General features: G+C 37.7%; 14 protein-coding genes. 6 read left to right on the forward strand and 8 right to left on the reverse strand.

Features of this window, described 5'->3' with window-relative positions; all coding sequences use genetic code 11:
- The first annotated feature begins 37 nt into the window (after positions 1-37).
- The 3 genes from H4J39_RS03750 (at position 38) to H4J39_RS03760 (ending at position 7,023) form a co-directional block, all read left to right on the forward strand.
- Positions 38-1,162 (forward strand): efflux RND transporter periplasmic adaptor subunit, encoded by a 1,125-nt coding sequence (locus H4J39_RS03750; RefSeq protein ID WP_220462117.1) that lies wholly within the window; start codon positions 38-40, stop codon positions 1,160-1,162.
- Positions 1,163-1,176: 14 nt separating this feature from the next.
- Entirely contained in the window at positions 1,177-4,332 is a 3,156-nt protein-coding gene (locus H4J39_RS03755; protein WP_182226063.1) for an efflux RND transporter permease subunit, read from the forward strand.
- Positions 4,333-4,665: 333 nt separating this feature from the next.
- Positions 4,666-7,023 (forward strand): hypothetical protein, encoded by a 2,358-nt coding sequence (locus H4J39_RS03760; RefSeq protein ID WP_182226064.1) that lies wholly within the window; start codon positions 4,666-4,668, stop codon positions 7,021-7,023.
- A gap of 136 nt (positions 7,024-7,159) precedes the next feature.
- Here H4J39_RS03760 and H4J39_RS03765 read toward each other — a convergent pair whose 3' ends face one another.
- From H4J39_RS03765 to ffh, 6 genes are all read right to left on the reverse strand, one after another.
- Positions 7,160-7,408, reverse strand: a complete 249-nt coding sequence (locus H4J39_RS03765; RefSeq protein ID WP_404842679.1) for a transposase — start codon at positions 7,406-7,408, stop codon at positions 7,160-7,162.
- A gap of 149 nt (positions 7,409-7,557) precedes the next feature.
- A complete protein-coding gene (rplS, locus tag H4J39_RS03770) occupies positions 7,558-7,911 on the reverse strand; it encodes a 50S ribosomal protein L19 (RefSeq protein WP_070375882.1) in 354 nt (117 codons plus the stop codon).
- A gap of 37 nt (positions 7,912-7,948) precedes the next feature.
- On the reverse strand, positions 7,949-8,770 hold the full coding sequence (trmD, locus tag H4J39_RS03775) for a tRNA (guanosine(37)-N1)-methyltransferase TrmD (protein ID WP_259368749.1): 822 nt from the start codon (positions 8,768-8,770) through the stop codon (positions 7,949-7,951).
- A gap of 1 nt (position 8,771) precedes the next feature.
- Positions 8,772-9,302, reverse strand: coding sequence for a ribosome maturation factor RimM (gene rimM, locus H4J39_RS03780; RefSeq protein WP_404842677.1), 531 nt, complete (start codon positions 9,300-9,302; stop codon positions 8,772-8,774).
- A 26-nt stretch (positions 9,303-9,328) separates the two neighbouring features.
- Complete coding sequence (gene rpsP / locus H4J39_RS03785) at positions 9,329-9,577, reverse strand: 30S ribosomal protein S16 (protein ID WP_070375880.1); 249 nt, start codon at positions 9,575-9,577, stop codon at positions 9,329-9,331.
- Positions 9,578-9,895: 318 nt separating this feature from the next.
- Positions 9,896-11,281 (reverse strand): signal recognition particle protein, encoded by a 1,386-nt coding sequence (gene ffh / locus H4J39_RS03790; RefSeq protein WP_182181764.1) that lies wholly within the window; start codon positions 11,279-11,281, stop codon positions 9,896-9,898.
- Between the two features lie 264 nt (positions 11,282-11,545).
- Between ffh and H4J39_RS03795 the strand changes: the two genes are divergently transcribed.
- From H4J39_RS03795 to H4J39_RS03805, 3 genes are all read left to right on the forward strand, one after another.
- Complete coding sequence (locus H4J39_RS03795) at positions 11,546-12,655, forward strand: SO_0444 family Cu/Zn efflux transporter (RefSeq protein ID WP_182226067.1); 1,110 nt, start codon at positions 11,546-11,548, stop codon at positions 12,653-12,655.
- A 78-nt stretch (positions 12,656-12,733) separates the two neighbouring features.
- Positions 12,734-13,534, forward strand: coding sequence for a cytochrome c biogenesis protein CcsA (locus tag H4J39_RS03800; protein ID WP_182226068.1), 801 nt, complete (start codon positions 12,734-12,736; stop codon positions 13,532-13,534).
- 76 nt (positions 13,535-13,610) lie between these two features.
- Positions 13,611-14,894 carry an HlyC/CorC family transporter gene (locus H4J39_RS03805; RefSeq protein ID WP_182181761.1) on the forward strand — a complete coding sequence of 428 codons (1,284 nt, stop codon included), beginning with the start codon at positions 13,611-13,613 and terminating at the stop codon, positions 14,892-14,894.
- A 559-nt stretch (positions 14,895-15,453) separates the two neighbouring features.
- On the opposite strand, the gene H4J39_RS03810 is transcribed toward H4J39_RS03805, so the two are convergent.
- A complete protein-coding gene (locus H4J39_RS03810) occupies positions 15,454-16,074 on the reverse strand; it encodes a hypothetical protein (RefSeq protein ID WP_182226069.1) in 621 nt (206 codons plus the stop codon).
- Between the two features lie 547 nt (positions 16,075-16,621).
- Positions 16,622-18,193: a glutamate--cysteine ligase gene (gshA, locus tag H4J39_RS03815; protein ID WP_310649711.1), complete on the reverse strand. Its 1,572-nt coding sequence runs from the start codon at positions 18,191-18,193 to the stop codon at positions 16,622-16,624.
- Positions 18,194-18,425 lie beyond the last annotated feature (232 nt).

Here is an 18,425-nt window from a genome sequence, read left to right on the forward strand (position 1 = left end):
TTTGTTGCAACGTTTACTTTTAAATAAAGAGATAACCATGACCAACTCTATTAATAACGTCATAAAGCTCAGCCTGCTGAGCACTGTATTTTATGGCTTGATAACTTTTTCAAACAATGTACTTGCGTTTAATAGCACCAAAGAAGCACATACAGAAGGAGTTAGTTTTAGCATTGAACAGTTAACATTAGCGAATATTAAAGTATCAACCCTAAACCCAAGAATTTTTGCTCGAAGCGTCTATGCACCTGGCGAAGTAAAAGCGAATGGTTACACCAGTTATATTGTATCGCCTCGAACAGAGTCGGTAGTCATAAGTCGTCATGCCATCTTGGGTGAACATGTTGAAAAAGACCAACCATTGGTCACTTTATTTAGTGAATCGGTAGCACAAGCGCAAGCAAACTATCGTGTTACCTATAGCGAATGGCAACGTAATAGCAAGTTAGGTAAAGGTACGGTAAGTGAAAGTCTTTTACTGAAAAGTGAAACTGATTACATCGCAGCTTTCGGCCGTTTAACCGCATTTGGGTTAACGAAAACAGCTATTGAAGATATTGCTAAAAATAACTCATCAAATTTGGGTGAATATACCTTAGTGGCAAAGCGTGCTGGCGCCGTATTAAGTGATGATTTTGCACAGGGACAGCGAGTTTCTCCCGGTGAAAAAATTATGATTTTGGCTAACGAAGAAAACTTATGGGTAGAAGCACGTGTTTCGCCAAACAAAAAGCTGAATTTACCCGCAGGAACATCTGCTGAAATAGAGTTTGCTGGCCAAAGTTATGATGCTCGAGTGATCCAAGAAGCACACACTATCGACCCAAGTACCCGAACCAGAATTGTCAGATTGTCGGTCGAAAATAAAGATGACACTTTGCATTCAGGCATGTTTGTTAATGTTAATTTCCAGTTTGATACGCTAACCCCCGTAATTGCGGTGCCCGAAACCGCATTAATGCGAGGAGCTGATGGCGATTGGACTGTCTTTGTTGAAGACAATCCCGGTGAATTTGAGGCTGTTGAAGTTGAATTAGGTCAACCTTTAGGCAATTACCGTCAAATCATTGGTATTGCCCCCAATACACGAGTGGTTACCCAAGGTGCATTTTTTGTTGCTTCTGAAATAGCAAAAGGCGGATTTGATCCGCATAACCACTAATTAGGGGTATGACCATGTTTAATAAAATAATTGATTGGTCGATAGATAATCGACTACTGGTGATCATCGCGCTCATCACCACGATGGTAGGATCTATTATAGTGATCCCAAACCTAAACCTTGATGCGTTTCCAGAGGTAACCAACGTTCAGGTCGCAGTAAATACCGAGGCTCCAGGCTTAGCCGCAGAAGAAGTGGAGCAGTTAATAACCTACCCTATTGAGGCAGTAATGTATGCACTGCCTGATGTAGAACAAGTAAGATCCATTTCAAAAACAGGTCTTTCTGGCGTTACCGTTGTTTTTAAAGAAGGTACCGATATCTATTTTGCTCGCCAACTCGTCTTTGAACGACTCCAAGCTGCTAAAGCGCTCATACCACAAGGTTTGGGTACTCCTGCAATGGGGCCTAATACTTCAGGCTTGGGTCAGGTCTTTCAGTATTTGCTCATTGGAGATAAAGATTCAGGTTACGACTCAATGACCTTAAGAAGTTTAAACGACTGGTTAGTTAAATTATTGGTTATGCCCGTTGACGGTGTTACCGACGTATTATCTTTTGGTGGTAGCGTTAGGCAGTATCAGGTAAATATAGAACCCAGTAAGTTACTTTCTTACCAGCTAACACAAGATGATATTGTCACAGCACTCGATAGAAATAATGCTAATGTTGGGGGTTGGTATATGAACCGAGGACAAGAGCAGTTAGTTATTCGTGGTACAGGTTGGTTTAATAGTGGTGAAGCCGGTTTAGCTGATATTAAACAAGTTCCAGTTAAAACGGTGTCAGGCACTGTGGTCACTATAGAAGATATTGCTACGGTTTCTTTAGGCAGTGAAATTCGTCAAGGCGCTGCCACCATGACGCGAAGAAATAAACAAGGAAATATTGAAAGCTTAGGTGAAGTTGTATCCGGTATTGTATTAAAACGTATTGGCGCAAATACCAAAGCAACGATTGACGGTATTAATGATCGCATTCCAATGATCAATCAAGCCCTGCCCAATGGTGTTCGTTTTGAACCTTTCTATGACCAAGCAGATTTAATTACAAAGGCGGTTGATACGGTAGCTGAAGCACTTGCCTTAGCCTTTATCTTTATTGCGGTGATACTCGCCTTATTTTTAATGAATTTAACTGCAACGTTTTTAGTATTAATTTCAATTCCCATTTCTGTAGGTATCGCGCTTATGGTGATGTCTTGGATGGGATTATCGGCTAATTTAATGTCTCTAGGCGGTATTGCGGTGGCAATAGGTATGTTAGTTGATGGGTCTGTGGTGATGGTTGAAAATATGTTTAAACATTTAAACCGCGCAGATCCTTTACTCAATAAGAATAGTGCAGAACAAGAGGTTCCTCTGCGATTAAAAGAGGCAGGAAAAGAGGTTGCACGTCCAGTATTTTTTGCTGCTGCTATTATTTTGGTGGTATTTGCCCCCCTCTTTAGCTTTGAAGGTGTTGAAGCTAAGCTTTTTCAGCCTATGGCTATTAGTATTATTTTAGCGGTTATTTCAGCAATTTTGGTGGCGATTTTAGTGGTACCAGCCCTTGCAAGCTTTATGTTTAGAAATGGCATAAAACAAAGGGAGAGCTTTATTTTAAAACCGATAGACAAAGGGTATCGACAATGCCTAAAAGTGGCAATGAGACACACTAAAACAGTGGTTGTTACTTCAATACTCTTATTTTTGTGGGCTTTATCAATAGTGCCTCAAATAGGTACCGAGTTTGTACCTGAACTTGAAGAAGGCACCATTAATCTTAGAGTAACACTTGCACCATCTTCAAGTTTAGAAACAGCATTAACCGTTGCGCCTATTCTGGAAAAAAAGCTAATGGAATTTCCTGAGGTAGAATATGCACTAAGTCGTATCGGCCGTGCTGAAATAGGCGGCGATCCCGAGCCGGTCAATAACATCGAAATATATATCGGTTTAAAACCACTATTACAATGGAGCAGTGCTGAAAATCGCTTTGAACTGCAAAATTTAATGGCAGAGAAACTGGCACAATTTCCCGGCTTACTGCTTAACTTTTCACAGCCAATAGCGACACGTGTCGACGAGCTACTGTCGGGTGTAAAAGCACAATTAGCGATTAAGTTATTTGGCCCTGAATTAGCTACACTTGCTAAAAAAGGGCAAGAAATTGAAGCAGCAATCAAACAGGTTAACGGAGCAAGAGATGTAGCCTTAGAGCAAATTTCTGGTGAAGCCCAATTGGTAATAAAACCTAAAAGACAGCAACTTTCTCGCTTTGGCTTATCTGTCGGCGATGTAATGGATGTCGTTAAAAATGGCATTGGAGGGGTAAGTGCTGGGCAGATTATCAACGGTAATGAGCGATATGATATTTACGTGCGACTAGCAGAAAAATATAGAAATAGCCCTGAAGCCATTGCAGATCTTCGTATACAGTCACCTACTGGAGCTTGGGTGCGCTTGGGAGATATTGCCACTATCGCATTTGAATCAGGCCCTCCACAGGTTCGCAGAGATGATGTTCAACGTCGTGTTGTTATTCAAGCAAATGTACAAGACCGAGATATGGGCAGCGTTGTTGCTGACATTCGTAAAACAATTGCAAACAAAGTGGATTTGCCTGCAGGTTATTCGGTAGTTATTGGTGGTCAGTTTAAGAATCAACAACGAGCACAGCAAAGGCTGTTACTTGTTGTACCTTTATCGCTGGCATTAATTGCTTTATTACTTTATTTTGCTTTTGGCTCAGTTGGTCAAGCGATGCTTATTTTGGTTAATGTCCCCTTAGCTATTATTGGTGGTATTTTCTCACTTTATCTAACTGAGCAATACTTATCTGTACCGAGCTCTGTTGGTTTTATTACTCTATTTGGTGTTGCTGTGCTCAATGGTGTGGTGATGGTCGAAAGTATAAATCAACGTATTAAAGAAGGTCTTACAACGTCAAGTGCGGTCTTTGATGGTGCGACGTCTCGACTGCGCCCAGTTTTAATGACGGCAATGACTTCTGCATTAGGTTTAATCCCCATAATGATGTCTGATGGGGTTGGTGCTGAAATACAACGCCCGCTTGCCAGTGTTATTGTCGGCGGACTGGTTACAGCAACTTTTTTAACCTTATTTGTTTTGCCTGTTTTATATCGCTTCTTTTCTGAAGCTAAAATAAAACAACTAACAATAAGTTAATACGATAAAAAAGACACAGCGTGAATTAGAAATTATTTATGCGTATTGCTAAAGCAACACGCATAACATCTTATAGCTTTCTGATAAAAAATTGTTTTTTATATCTGCCCTTCCCACCATGCACCATAGGAACATAGGAACATATGAACATAGGAACATAACATTAACGCTACACAAACATTATACAAACTTTATATAAGTATTGTATGAATATCGTACAAGTACGTGTAAACATCGTGTAAATATTGTGTAAATATTGTATTTACAATAATATTCATTTACCCTATATTACCCCCGTCAAATATATGAACAATAATAAGAAAGGGAATATTTATGAATAGATTACAATTAATACTGATGTTAATTAGCACAATGATCATCAGTTATAGCTCAAATGCATCCAACGCCGTCAAAATCAGTAACTCAAATTTGATACTGAATCAGGGAAATGGCTGGGCATTAGTTAAGCCTAATGTTGATTCTTACCAACAAATGTTAAGTAGTAAAGGCGGAGCGGGTAGTGCCGATTACCTTGAAGCTGAAGAGTACCGTGGGAAAAACTTAGTCGCTATAACTACAGTAGAAGGGTTAATATCTTCAGGGTATTTACCTATAGGGTATATTCAAGACAAACTAGCCGAATATGGATACTCTTACCCAGTAAGCCCTCAAAACTTTAGCCAAGGAATTGGTCCGATAATAGTAGATCCGGTACGAGTTAACGAAGTGTATAACTCCAATTCAAATAGCTATGCACAAGCATCAGCAGGTTGTAGTGATCAGTATCGAAGTAAATCATTTTCATTAGATGTTGGAAATAAAAACCTTAGTAAAGATTATGATGTTAATAATTATGTCAATGTAAGTGCTGATATTGGATTTGGCGCAACAGGAACTGCAGACATCGAAGTATTTTATAAAAAAGATCGTGGGGGATTTATCAAATGCTTTACTTATGATGTCGATTACAAATCTCATGAAATCAAAGCAAATATGAATTTCGTTGATACGACTATTGCTTTAAATGGCACAGCTACTTATAAATATGAAGCAAATTTATTTCATGACAGGTACAAACTTTGGAAAGGTTATGGCCAATTTTGGGTGTGGATTGTTCAGTTTGAATGGGAATTGGAAGTCGGTGTAGGTTTAGATGTTGACCTAACCGCAGAGGCTAATGCAACTATTTCATATGAAGGTAAAGTAAACGGTAATTTGGATATTCAATGGACATGTAAGAATTCTGAATGTACACCGATGAAACCTGACGTGATCGATATAGATTATTCACCGAATGAACAATTAGTTTATTCGCTCGATGTTGAAATTATAATAGATCCAAAAGTTACTTTATATGCAAAAGCAGATTTAGAAATTTACTGGGGAATTCTTGATATTGTCGAAGCAGAAGTAGGTATTGTTCTAAGTGCACCATTACGATTTTATGGCTATTATGGTAACGCCTGTTCTGATGGCGATGGTGATGGCACCAATGAACTGGTTAAGGCGGCAATTGTTGATTGGAATGCCAAACTTTATGCATATTGGCGTGTAGGGTTATTAGGATCAAACGGGAAAGCCTTACAGATTTCACTTTCTATTCCAGGATGGGATGACGTTTATTCTACAGACACTATCTTTGATAGTGAGAAAAATATCCTTAGTAAGCATTTATGGTTCAAAGATTTTCTGAATCCATCTGGAATTTTAACTCCAGTAATTTCTGGAACTACAGAAGCAATGCCAAACGGGAGTTTGTTCAATATCAAACCTCGTTCATGCTACCCATTTAATGACGACGTTAGGTTTGAAATTAACTGGGGAGATGGTCAATTTGAACAATTAGAAACGTCTATTGATGGTAAAGTTGTTTCTCATAATTGGTCGTCTATTGGCCCTAAACAGGTTAGTGTTACTTTACTTAATGATGTCGAAGGCCGTACCTTTGGCTCTGATTACAAAACAACTAGAACTATTCAGGTAACAACTGACGGTAAACCTGCACAAGTATCTTCATTGACAACTGCAGTTCTACCTGTTTCACGTTACCAAGAGGCTGGGGTTAATTTTAATTGGGGAGGTGATGCTCACCATTATTTGATTAGTTATACCAACGTAACAGCCAGTGGAACTAGAAATACCCGTAGTCCTTTTGAAGTCACTGGTAATACAAAGTCTAAATTTTTCGAGTACGCAGGTAAGCATACTGGGCATGTAATTATCTTTAATATCAAAGCTTGTAACGTAAATGACATCTGCTCTCAATCAAAAACATTGAGCCATACCGTTGTCAACAATACAAGTGTTCCAAGTTCCGTTGGCAATATGTGGGTTACTTCATTACTTAACACACAGCCAGGCCCGATAGGGAAAAACCCACCAAATGCAGTCTCGGGAACATATTCTTATTGGAATGTACCTTCAACAGGTATTCCAGACCATTATAAAGTTGAAATTTCGTATCTAAGCACTGATATATTTAAGTTTCGTACAAATCGTACTTTAAAAACACATAATTTCAACCTCCCAAATCACGTAAAATCTACATACTTCTCAAGTAGTGGTATCGCGATTGGTGAGTTAATAACCGTTAAAGTTTCGGCCTGTAATGTTGATAATCAATGTGGTGCTATCAGCACGATTAGTTATGATAATGGTACTGTTATTAATGATGGTGGTGTGTTCATGTAACCTGATATAGAATTAAACTTCTATCATTGGCCCTATCTTTCGTTCAATAAAGTTAAACGGTGGCTTATTGCATTTTATGGAATAAGCCACAGTTTATCCAATGTCAATTTAGAATCAGTATGAATTCCGGGTGATTTTAACCCACTTCAACTAGCTGGTTTTGAAAATATTTTCGAATAATTTCTACTGCCATATTTCCAATCGTTTCAACAAAGAAACTTTGACTCCACATTTTAACACCCCAAAAGTATTTCTTTGGAAGTCCATTAACAGAATAGCTTCTATAGTTAAATGCTGACTCAGAAGTTAACCGGCGAGGAAATCTCGACATCTTGCAGCTAAAATCATAACAAAAAATTGAGAGCCCATTCAGAACGATATAAATCTAAGCTGTATAACTTCTAATTGAAAGCACTATATGAAAAAAAGCACATAGACGAAACTGAGATATATTAAGATCAAAAAAGCCTGAATAACGAATTATTCAGGCTTTTTTTATGCGTGTTGCTAAAGCAAAACGGGCTTAAAAAGAGCTTATCTTTTTGCCAATTTTTCTTTAATACGTGCTTTACGGCCAGATAGCTCGCGCAAGTAGTAAAGTTTAGCTTGACGTACATCACCGCGACGTTTGACTTCAATAGAGTCAACAATAGGGCTATGTGTCTGGAATACACGTTCTACACCAACACCGTTCGAGATTTTACGAACAGTGAATGCAGAATTGATGCCACGGCTTTTTATTGCAATAACTACACCTTCAAATGCTTGAAGACGTGATTTATCACCTTCTGTAACTTTTACTTGTACAACAACAGTGTCGCCTGGTGCGAATGCTGGTAAATCTGTTTTCATCTGCTCTTTTTCGAGCATATCAATAATGTTACTCATAATACCTTCTTCCTAGAGTTCACAGGCATCAACAACGTTATTTGTTATCATCTTTAATAGAAGCTAACATTTTCTGTTGTTCCGCTGTCAGAGCTAGGTTAGTTAATAATTCTGGTCTTCTGGTCCATGTTCTTTCTAGTGACTTAAACATACGCCATTGCTTTATGTGCTCGTGATTACCACTTAATAACACTTTAGGTACCGACATAGCTTCTATTGAAGTGTCGAGTACTTCTGGCCTTGTGTAATGAGGACAATCTAACAACCCCTCTGAGAAAGAATCTTGCTCAGCAGATTGATTATGTCCTAATACACCCGGCACAAAACGTGCTATAGCATCGATCATATTCATTGCGGGGAGTTCTCCTCCACTCAAAACATAATCACCAACAGACCATTCTTCGTCGATTTCCGACTCAATTAATCGTTCGTCTATGCCTTCATAACGCCCTGCTATAAATAACAGTTTATTATGTTGTGCTAATTCACGTACACCAGCTTGGTCGAGTTTACGTCCCTGCGGCGACAAATATATAACCTTAACTTGTTCTTTATCAGAACTACTATCATCACCTGTTGCAGAATCTGTTGCGATATTCGCAGCAGCTTTTGCGGTTTTAATAGCATCACGTAGCGGTTGCACCATCATTAACATGCCCGGACCACCACCATAAGGACGGTCGTCAACGGTTCTATGCTTATCGTGTGTAAAGTCTCTTGGATTCCACTTATGAAATTCAATTAACCCGTTACGGATCGCTCGGCCTGTCACCCCATACTCTGTAATGGCGTCAAACATCTCAGGGAAAAGGCTTATCACCCCATACCATCGTTTGTTTGTTGAAACGCTATTACTCAAGTTAGAAACCTGGGTCCCAGTCAACACAAATTTGTTTATTTTCAGCACTAATCGATTTTACAACTTGTTCAAAAAGATACGGAATTAAACGCTCTTTTTGACCAAAACCGTCATTACGATTAGCTTTTACAACCAGTACATCGTTAGCGCCAGTTTCTAAAATTTCAGAAACTTGACCAAGGTCGTAACCTTTGTCAGTAACAACAGACATGCCGATTAAATCGCGCCAGTAAAACTCCCCGTCGGGCAATTCTGCTAGTGCGCTTTCGTTAACAAATATTTCTGAACCAACAAGCTTTTGGGCTATATCGCGATCATCAATGCCTGCAACATGAACAACAAGACCGTTATTGTGTTTGCGCCAATCAGATATATCGACTGATTGTATTTTATTCCCTAATTTTAGAGACCAAGGAAAATAGTCTAATATAGCTTCGGTTTCATCAGTGAATGAATGAATTTTCAACCAACCTTTGATACCGTAAACTGCGCCTACTTTACCTAGGATGACTTCTTTATTTATTTCTTCCACAACAACTCCTCAACCTACTAAATTAATTAAGCTGCTACTTGAGCGTCTTTAACTAACTTAGCCACACGATCAGATAAACCAGCACCCTGACCAACCCAATGGTTGATACGGTCTAGGTCTAAGCGTAATTTCTCAGCTTGACCTTCTGCTGTTGGGTTGAAAAAGCCAACTTTCTCGATGAAACGACCATCGCGAGAGTTACGGCTATCTGCAACAACAACCTGATAGAATGGACGCTTTTTGGCGCCGCCACGAGCTAAACGAATGGTTACCATATCGCCCTCTATTATTTAAAGTGTTAAAACGAATTTTCCAGACATTTCCTGACACCCTAGGTGACAGAAAAGCTCGCGTATTTTACGCTTCCTAGGATAAATAGCAAGTATAAAGATCGCCCAGTGCTAATGATAAACCTGAAAGACTAAAGACTAAAAGCAAAAAAGGTAGCAAATGCTACCTTTTGAAATAAAATATTGTTTATCTTAACGGCCGAACATCCCGCCACCTGGGCCACCACCTGTACCGCCGCCTGGGGGCATCATGCCTTTCCATAGGGTATTGCCGCATCATTATTTTTTATAAATGATGTTATCTTAACGGCCGAACATCCCGCCACCTGCACCACCACCGCCTGGAGGCATCATGCCTTTCATGGAACGCATCATTTTTTGCATACCACCTTTACCCGACATTTTTTTCATCATTTTTTGCATTTGCATAAATTGTTTTAATAAACGATTCACATCTTGAATTTGTGTGCCAGACCCTGCTGCAATTCTCCGCTTTCGAGAACCTTTAATAATATCAGGTCGCGCACGCTCACCTTTCGTCATAGAGCTAATAATAGCTTCCATACGTAAGGTCAGTTTATCGTCCATCTGATCTTTGATTTTATCAGACATGTTGCCCATACCTGGCAATTTGTCCATCATGCTGGTCATGCCACCCATATTTTTCATTTGCACGAGTTGCTCACGAAAGTCTTCTAAGTCAAAGCTTTTACCACTTTTAAACTTTTTCGCGAGTTGTTCAGCTTTCTTCTTATCAACCTTTTGCTCAACTTCTTCAATTAAAGAAAGTACATCACCCATGCCAAGAATACGTGAGGCAATACGGTCAGGATGAAAAGGTTCTAATGCTTCAATTTTTTCGCCAACACCCATAAATTTAATAGGCTTGCCGGTAATATGGCGAATAGAAAGCGCAGCACCGCCTCGGGCGTCACCGTCAGTTTTTGTTAAGATAATACCGGTTAGTGGTAAAGCGTCACCAAAGGCTTTCGCCGTGTTAGCAGCATCTTGTCCCGTCATTGCATCAACGGTGAATAATGTTTCTATTGGATTTATAGCGGCGTGTAGATCTTGAATCTCAGTCATCATGTCTTTATCGACATGTAAACGACCCGCTGTATCAACAATTAATACGTCAAAGAAATTCTTTTTCGCATGATCAATAGCCGCATTAGCAATATCTATTGGCTTTTGTGAAATATCACTTGGAAAAAAATCAACGCTTATTTCATTGGCCAATGTTTCAAGTTGTTTAATAGCTGCAGGTCGATAAACATCAACACTGACCACTAATACTTTTTTCTTCTCTCGTTCAGTGAGATATTTTGATAATTTTGCAACAGAGGTGGTTTTACCCGCACCTTGTAAACCAGCCATTAATACAATAGCCGGTGGAGCCGCTTTTAAATTAAGTGTCTCATTCACTTCCCCCATAGCATGTTCAAGTTCTTTTTGAACAATTTTTACGAAGACTTGCCCTGGGGTTAAGCTTTTAGAGACATCTTGACCAACTGCGCTTTCCTTTACTTTAGCGATAAAGTCACGAATAACAGGTAAAGCGACATCGGCTTCAAGAAGTGCCATACGCACTTCACGTAACGTTTCTTTGATATTGTCTTCAGTTAACCGGCCTCGGCCACTGATATTTTTTAACGTTTTGGTTAAACGATCGGAAAGATTCTCAAACATGTGCGACTCTATATTGTGTTGTGCTGAATATAAAAATTATTGCATATTATACCCGCCAATAAAATAAGCGAAAGGATTAATAGCAATTCCAATAAGTTTCTTCGCATTCAACACCCATTAAATTTATCAATTGGGTACGGCATTAGATAACAGCCGGTGAAATAAATAAATCATCGTTATGTGATGTAGTGTAATGCACCTTAAAATAAATATGGTAAGCTGTAGTCTTGTTTAACTTTTTACATAAATAACAGTGTGAATGTCTTGGAATATTTATCTACATTACTGACAAACTTTTTAGCCTTAAGTGCTGAAGCGAGTCCTTGGTTATTATTAGGTTTACTCATTGCAGGTTTGATGAAATCTTGGGTACCGACTAAAATTTTAAGTAAACATTTGGGTGAAGGAAAACTCGCCATTATTAAAGCTGCTATTATTGGTGCCCCCCTACCTTTATGCTCATGTGGTGTTATCCCAGTAGCGACTGAATTACGCCGCAGCGGTGCTTCAGCATCAGCAACCTCATCCTTTTTAGTGGCAACTCCCGAAACCGGTGTTGACTCAGTTTCAGTATCTTACGCTTTATTAGGCCCCGTTTTTGCGATTTATCGACCAATAACGGCAATATTTTCTGCCATTATCACGGGCTTACTCGTTTCAACAATAAAAAAAGAAGATATTACCCTACCTAAAGCGACATCTAAAGATACCCCTAGTTGTTGTCCGAGTAAGAAAGAAGTCGCTGTTGAGCCATTACTAACAACCGAAGATGTTAAGTCTTCGTGTTGTGCGAGTGAAAAAACAATAGCTACAACTAAAAAATCAGCAAGCTTTCTAAGTAAAACCACCTCAGGTATTCATTACGCCGCAACACAATTGATTGACGACATCATCATCTGGTTATTAGTCGGTCTGATTTTTGCCACCTTAATAAAGACATTCCTACCCGCCTCTTTTTTACTCAGCTATGGTAGTGGTTTAGGCGCAATGTTAGTGATGATTATTATTTCAATTCCAATGTATATTTGTGCGACCGCATCAACACCTGTCGCTGCGGGTTTTATTTTAGCCGGTATATCACCCGGCACTGCATTAGTCTTTATGATGGCAGGCCCAGCAACAAATATTTCAACATTAGGCGTCATTAAAAATGAAATGGGCAGCAGTGTTTTAATAAAATACTTATTAGGCATTTCGTTATGTGCGATAGGCTTTGGTTTGTTACTTGATTGGGGCTTAATGTTTTTCGATATAAACATTACTCAGCAAATGCAACACAGCCATGAATTACTGCCTTTTTGGTTTGGAATAACTTGCGCAGGTTTAATTGCCTTCTTATCGATAAAACCCTTAAGAAAATTAGTTTTAATATAGGGTGTCTTACTCGCATTCTGATAGAATCGTTTGCGGGTATAAAGACCTAACTTTTAAGTTCTTGTGTGGGAGCACGTTGTGAGTTTTTCGGATATTTGTTCTTTAATTGCATTTTTTGCTTATGCGGTTGCAACTTCTGCAATGTTATTACGTTTGTTTCACCCAAAAGGGCCTAATTTAATTTTTGTGTTATTTTTTGGTTGTTTAGCTATGGTGCTACACACCTTAAGTAATGCACAGTTTTTAGTGGTTCAAGCGGACATTAACTTTGCATTGCCTAATGTTATTTCTTTAGTCAGTTTAATTATTTGTTTATCTATCTCTGCCTTTGCCTTACGCTTTAAAGTAAATTTATTATTACCGGTTATTTATGGCTTTGCGGGTATTTGGCAATTACTGATGGTATTCATACCTAGCGTAGAACAAGCCCCCTTAATTAACCATCAATTAAGTGTGATAAGCCATGTGACACTTGCGCTGCTTTCTTATTGTACTTTAGTCATTGCGACACTCTATGCGTTTCAAGTCGCTTACATCAATTTAAAATTAAAAACAAAGAATTTGGCGGCGGTTAGTCACCTCCCCCCACTGATGCAGGTTGAAGGTCAACTTTTTATTATTTTAAGTATTGGCACGAGTTTTTTATTACTCAGTCAGGTTATTGGCTTCTTATTTTTAGATGGGATGATCTCACATGAAAATGTACATAAAACCGTATTGTCTATTTTAGCCCTGCTAGTCTATTCAACAACACTCTGGGGGCATTATAATAGAGGTTGGCGCGGTCATCGTGTGTTAATATTAATGGTTACTGGTAGTGCTTTATTAACATTGGCATATTTTGGTAGTCGGTTTGTTAAAGAATTTATTTTACTGTAAATTATCATAATAATGGTTATTAAATACGTTATAACGTAATTAATGACTATCTATAACACAACATAGGGTTCCTTTTTTGGACAACATATCAACGGAAATGCTCTTTGCCATTCTTGGCATTCTAATTATTCTATCAGCCTATTTTTCAGGATCTGAAACTGGCATTATGTCGCTTAATCGCTACCGACTTCGCCATTTAGAAAAACAAAATCATCAGGGTGCTAAACGCGTTAGTAAATTGTTAGAACGTCCAGACCGTTTAATTGGTTTGATACTCATTGGCAATAACCTTGTTAATATTGCAGCGTCTGCGATAGCCACTATTATCGGTTTACGGTTATTTGGTGATATGGGTGTGTTAATTGCAACCATTGCATTGACACTTGTTGTGCTGATTTTCTCTGAAGTAACCCCAAAAACATTAGCCGCGTTATACCCTGAAAAAATAGCCTTTCCGAGCTCAATTGTCTTATCTTTTTTATTAAAACTGTTGTTCCCCTTTGTCGTTGCTGTAAATTGGATAACTAACGGTTTGTTAATGTTGATTGGCGTAAGCTCTGAGCAACGTGTACAACATAGTTTAAGCTCTGAAGAGCTAAGAACGGTAGTGAACGACTCTGGCGCAATGTTGCCAGAACGCGATCAAAATATGTTAGTTGGTATTCTTGATTTAGAAAAAGTAACGGTTGAAGATATTATGATCCCTCGTAATGAATTGGTGGGTATTGATATCAATGAAGACTGGAAAAAAATTCAGAAACAATTAGCCCAATCAAATCATACTCGTGTTTTATTATATCGGGACAACATGGATGATGTCGTTGGCTACATTCACCTTCGTGATGCATTAAAGCTCTTATTCAAAAATCAATTTACTAAAACCACCTTAATCCGAGCAATAAAAGAATTATATTTTATTCCTGAAGGCACAACACTCAATGTACAACTTTTAAAGTTTCAGCATGCCAAAGAACGCTTGGGTTTAGTTGTCGATGAATATGGTGACATTCAAGGTTTAGTCACCCTAGAAGATATTTTAGAGGAAGTCGTTGGCGATTTCACCACAACGATGACACCCACTACAAGCGAAGAAGTTAATGCTCAGCCTGATGGTAGTTACTTAGTTGACGGTAGTGCCACCGTTAGAGACATCAATAAAGAAATGACATGGACTTTCCCCACCAATGGCCCTAAAACACTAAATGGTTTAATCATCGAATATTTAGAAGATATTCCAGAAGCTAATTTGAGTGTTCGCATCGCTGGCTACCCATTAGAAATTGTTGATGTTTCAGATAACATGATCAAAACGGTTAGGATCCTGCCAGAACTTTATATCGATGAAGAGAAAGAAAAGTAACAACGATTCTCTCATCTCTGATAAAAACAAAGGCCTTAAATCACCATTTTAAGGTCTTTTTTTATGATCCACATATCATACTAGTGATTTGATTTTTATGTGCTTATATCCTCTTTTGTGGATAATACCATCAACAAACAAAGTTATTAACAAAGTTACCCACAACCATTAATCTATTAATGGTTTTTCCACAATTTCTGTGGATAACAAAACACAGCCCAATAAGAGCCAGCCCTCGAATAATGCAATGCCTTTCTTTAAAATTTATGAAGTTTTTTTTACAATGGCTTTAATTATATAAAACTTGGGGATTTACGAGTATTTTTACTTTAGAAAGGTTATTTGGGCACTCTTTATGCTAGCGACTATATGTACGATTGATTATTTATTCCTAAAAATTAAAAAGCATGATCTTTTATAAAAGATCATGCTAATTCCAGTTCCACTTATTATCTGATCATTTCAATTGATTAACAGAACCAATGACGATGTATAAAGTAGAACATCTTATTAATGAAGTAGCAGTAAACTTATATACAGCTATCTTAATTAAATCATATTAACCAAAAAATAATCGCCACAACCAACCGTGATTTAAATCAGCTTCACAGCTTTTTAATTGACTACTGTAACGTCGTGCTCGGTTATCCACTTTTCGTGAAACTTTGACCAACCAGGGTTTCTTTTTATAAGAACGGTTCTTAAAGCCACCCCAACCTTCATGATAATTTAAGTATTGATTGTAGGCATCCCATTTAGAGACCTTATTAATTTTTTGTGTCTTAAAAATAAACCAACCCATAAAATCAATAGCATCATCGAAATCATCACGATCCGCGCCTGAATTATCTGTTTCTCTAATATAATCATCCCAAGTCATCGTTTTTGCTTGAGAATAACCATACGCAGTACTTACCCGACCCCATGGAATAAAACCCAGTAAATAATCTCTAGGGGGTAAAGCTCCCGCTCTGAATGAACTTTCTTGATACATCATGCTCATAGGTACATGAATGGGTACGCCCCAACGTTCACGTACTTCTTTAGCTGCAAAATACCAATCACGATGTTCGCGAAAAATCTCACAAATGTTTTCAGGGTTTTTTGGCGGTGGTGTCGCACAACTTGATAGGAGTACAATACTCAACAATGAAATAAAAAAAGGCTTAATAAACGACATAACATCAATACGTTATTGAATTAGGTATTGTTATCATGCCAGAAACATAGCTTTATACCAACTAGATAATTTGTTAGAAAGAGGTGATGAGAAAATTATTTTTAATTTATATGAAATTTATTGAACTATAACAAGTAATCCTGCTCTTACTTGATAAGTGTTTTATGTTTCCCTTAGTGTTTATGTTTTTATTGCGCATTCTTTTTTAAGTAATGCGTTTTTTTTTGCTTAAATTTCACCAAATAAAAAATAAAAAGACACCTAAATAAATTGAACTAAACCACCAACAATCACTCTTACTTTATGAGAGTTATATTTCCCTTAGTGTTTTATGTTTTTATTGCGCATTCTTTTTTAAGTAATGCGTTTTTTTTTGCTTTTTTTTAACGAAGATAAAGAGAAGGGTAATGATAAAATACAGCTGTATTTAAAAAGCGAATAAAAAGGTCATCCGTTAAGGGATATAAAAAGTGGCATATTCAGAAGTGCTTTCAGATGAGTTAATAGCGCGTAACCTACACGCTATTAACGAGTAAATAAACGCAATCTATGTAGAAAAGTAATCGGCTAAAAATGTATCAAAGTCGATTTTATCTGCACTTTCAATATCTTTTTGTTCTTGATGTGATTTTATCGCCGCTTCAGTAAAGTACTGCTCACTATAAATTTGATAATCTCTATTAAGCAATTCTTGACGGTATTCATGTGCTTGTTCTAGAGCGATTCCCGTTAAGCTTTTGTTTTGGTTTACTACACAATCAAGTAATTGAGCAGAAGGCGTTAAGTTAGGATCAATCAATTTTTTTTGTTCGTTCGCTACAGCCTGACTATATTTTTCACCGCCATACGCACTATCCAATAAGGTTGCTACTTTCTGCATTTCTTTGAAAATTTCACTGCCCCACGCTTTAACTGATTTATCACAACCATTATCATTAAGTAGCAAGAGAGGATCTCGACCGCGAACTACAATTTCATCCATATTTTCATCACAACTTTGTTGTTGTTGACAAGTAAATAATGGGCTTTCTGCTAATGCACAATAGGTGATAAAAACATCAAGAAAATAAACTTGATCAATACTTATCCCCGTATCTGAGAATGGATTAACATCAAGAGCACGTACTTCAATATACTCAACCCCTCTATTTCTCAATGCTTCTGAAGGTTTTTCGCCAGATTTAGCGACTTGTTTAGGTCGAATAGGCGCATAAAGTTCATTTTCAATCTGTAGTATGTTGCTATTTAGCTGCTGATATTTACCATTAACTTTTACACCAAAGGCGGCAAACTTTTCTGAGGGTAAATGAATTGCATTTTGCACACCATCTAAATAACCGTCTAAGTCGTTATAACAAATCTCCAGTGATGATTGTTCACTGTTGGTGTAGCCTAAATCACTCATTCTCAATGATGTCGCATATTCAAGATACATATAACCACTGGCTGACCTTTTAAAAGGTAATGAGGTCGTTTTATTTTTCAAAAATGAACCACAAATGGTTGGCGAGCTACCGTAAAGGTAAGGTATTAACCAACAATATCGTTTGTAGTTACGTAATAATGCAAAGTATCCTTGCGATATAAAGTCATTTATTGGTGCCTTATTTTCTGAAATTTTTTGCATACTTTGCCAAAAATTTTGAGAAAATGAGAAATTAAAATGAATCCCCGAAATAACCTGCATCATACTGCCATAACGATTCTTCAACCCTTGACGATAAGCGGTCTTCATCTGACCCACATTTGATGAACCATAGTTTGCAAGTGGTATAGCGTCGTCGTTGTCAACAAAACATGGCATACTCATTGGCCAAATCAATTCACCATCAATTTTACTTAAGGTATATTTTTGAATATCTTGCAGTTGCGCGATAGTGGTTTCGGGGTTAAAACTTACCGGAGTGATAAATTCTAATAATGTTTCTGAATAGTCTGTTGTAATATTAGGATGTGTTAGCGCAGAGCCTAAGCTCTTATGGTGTGGTTTTAACGATAAACGTCCTTCAGGTAAAACACGTAAACCTTCACGTTCTATGCCTCGCCCAATGCCTGTTAAGGAAGATAAATGTTCGTCTTGGCTAAATGCCATTACATAGTCATCAAAAGAAAGTTTCAAAAATAATCCCTAAATACATTAAGCGTAGCTGCTAATCACTATTTGAGGGTAATAATTAGCTTTTCAATACTTTACTGTATTAAAAAGTTAATCTAAAGTAACACCCTCAAAATATTATTTATTTTTCTAAAAATACAAGACCGTAATACTCTGCATTTATTTTCAAAATAAAACTCAAACTCTCCTTAAAGCAGTTTCTAAAAATTTGCGCTTACGGTAAAGTGTTCAACAA

The organism is Colwellia sp. Bg11-12 (assembly GCF_014076955.1).
Taxonomy (GTDB): Bacteria; Pseudomonadota; Gammaproteobacteria; order Enterobacterales; family Alteromonadaceae; genus Colwellia_A.

Excerpts from the sequence above, each read along its gene's own strand:
- H4J39_RS03750 (WP_220462117.1), top strand. The coding sequence starts at position 38 with ATGACCAACTCTATTAATAACGTCATAAAGCTCAGCCTGCTGAGCACT.
- rplS (WP_070375882.1), bottom strand. The coding sequence starts at position 7,911 with ATGAGTAACATTATTGATATGCTCGAAAAAGAGCAGATGAAAACAGAT.
- H4J39_RS03760 (WP_182226064.1), top strand. The coding sequence starts at position 4,666 with ATGAATAGATTACAATTAATACTGATGTTAATTAGCACAATGATCATC.
- ffh (WP_182181764.1), bottom strand. The coding sequence starts at position 11,281 with ATGTTTGAGAATCTTTCCGATCGTTTAACCAAAACGTTAAAAAATATC.
- rpsP (WP_070375880.1), bottom strand. The coding sequence starts at position 9,577 with ATGGTAACCATTCGTTTAGCTCGTGGCGGCGCCAAAAAGCGTCCATTC.
- H4J39_RS03755 (WP_182226063.1), top strand. The coding sequence starts at position 1,177 with ATGTTTAATAAAATAATTGATTGGTCGATAGATAATCGACTACTGGTG.
- H4J39_RS03810 (WP_182226069.1), bottom strand. The coding sequence starts at position 16,074 with ATGTCGTTTATTAAGCCTTTTTTTATTTCATTGTTGAGTATTGTACTC.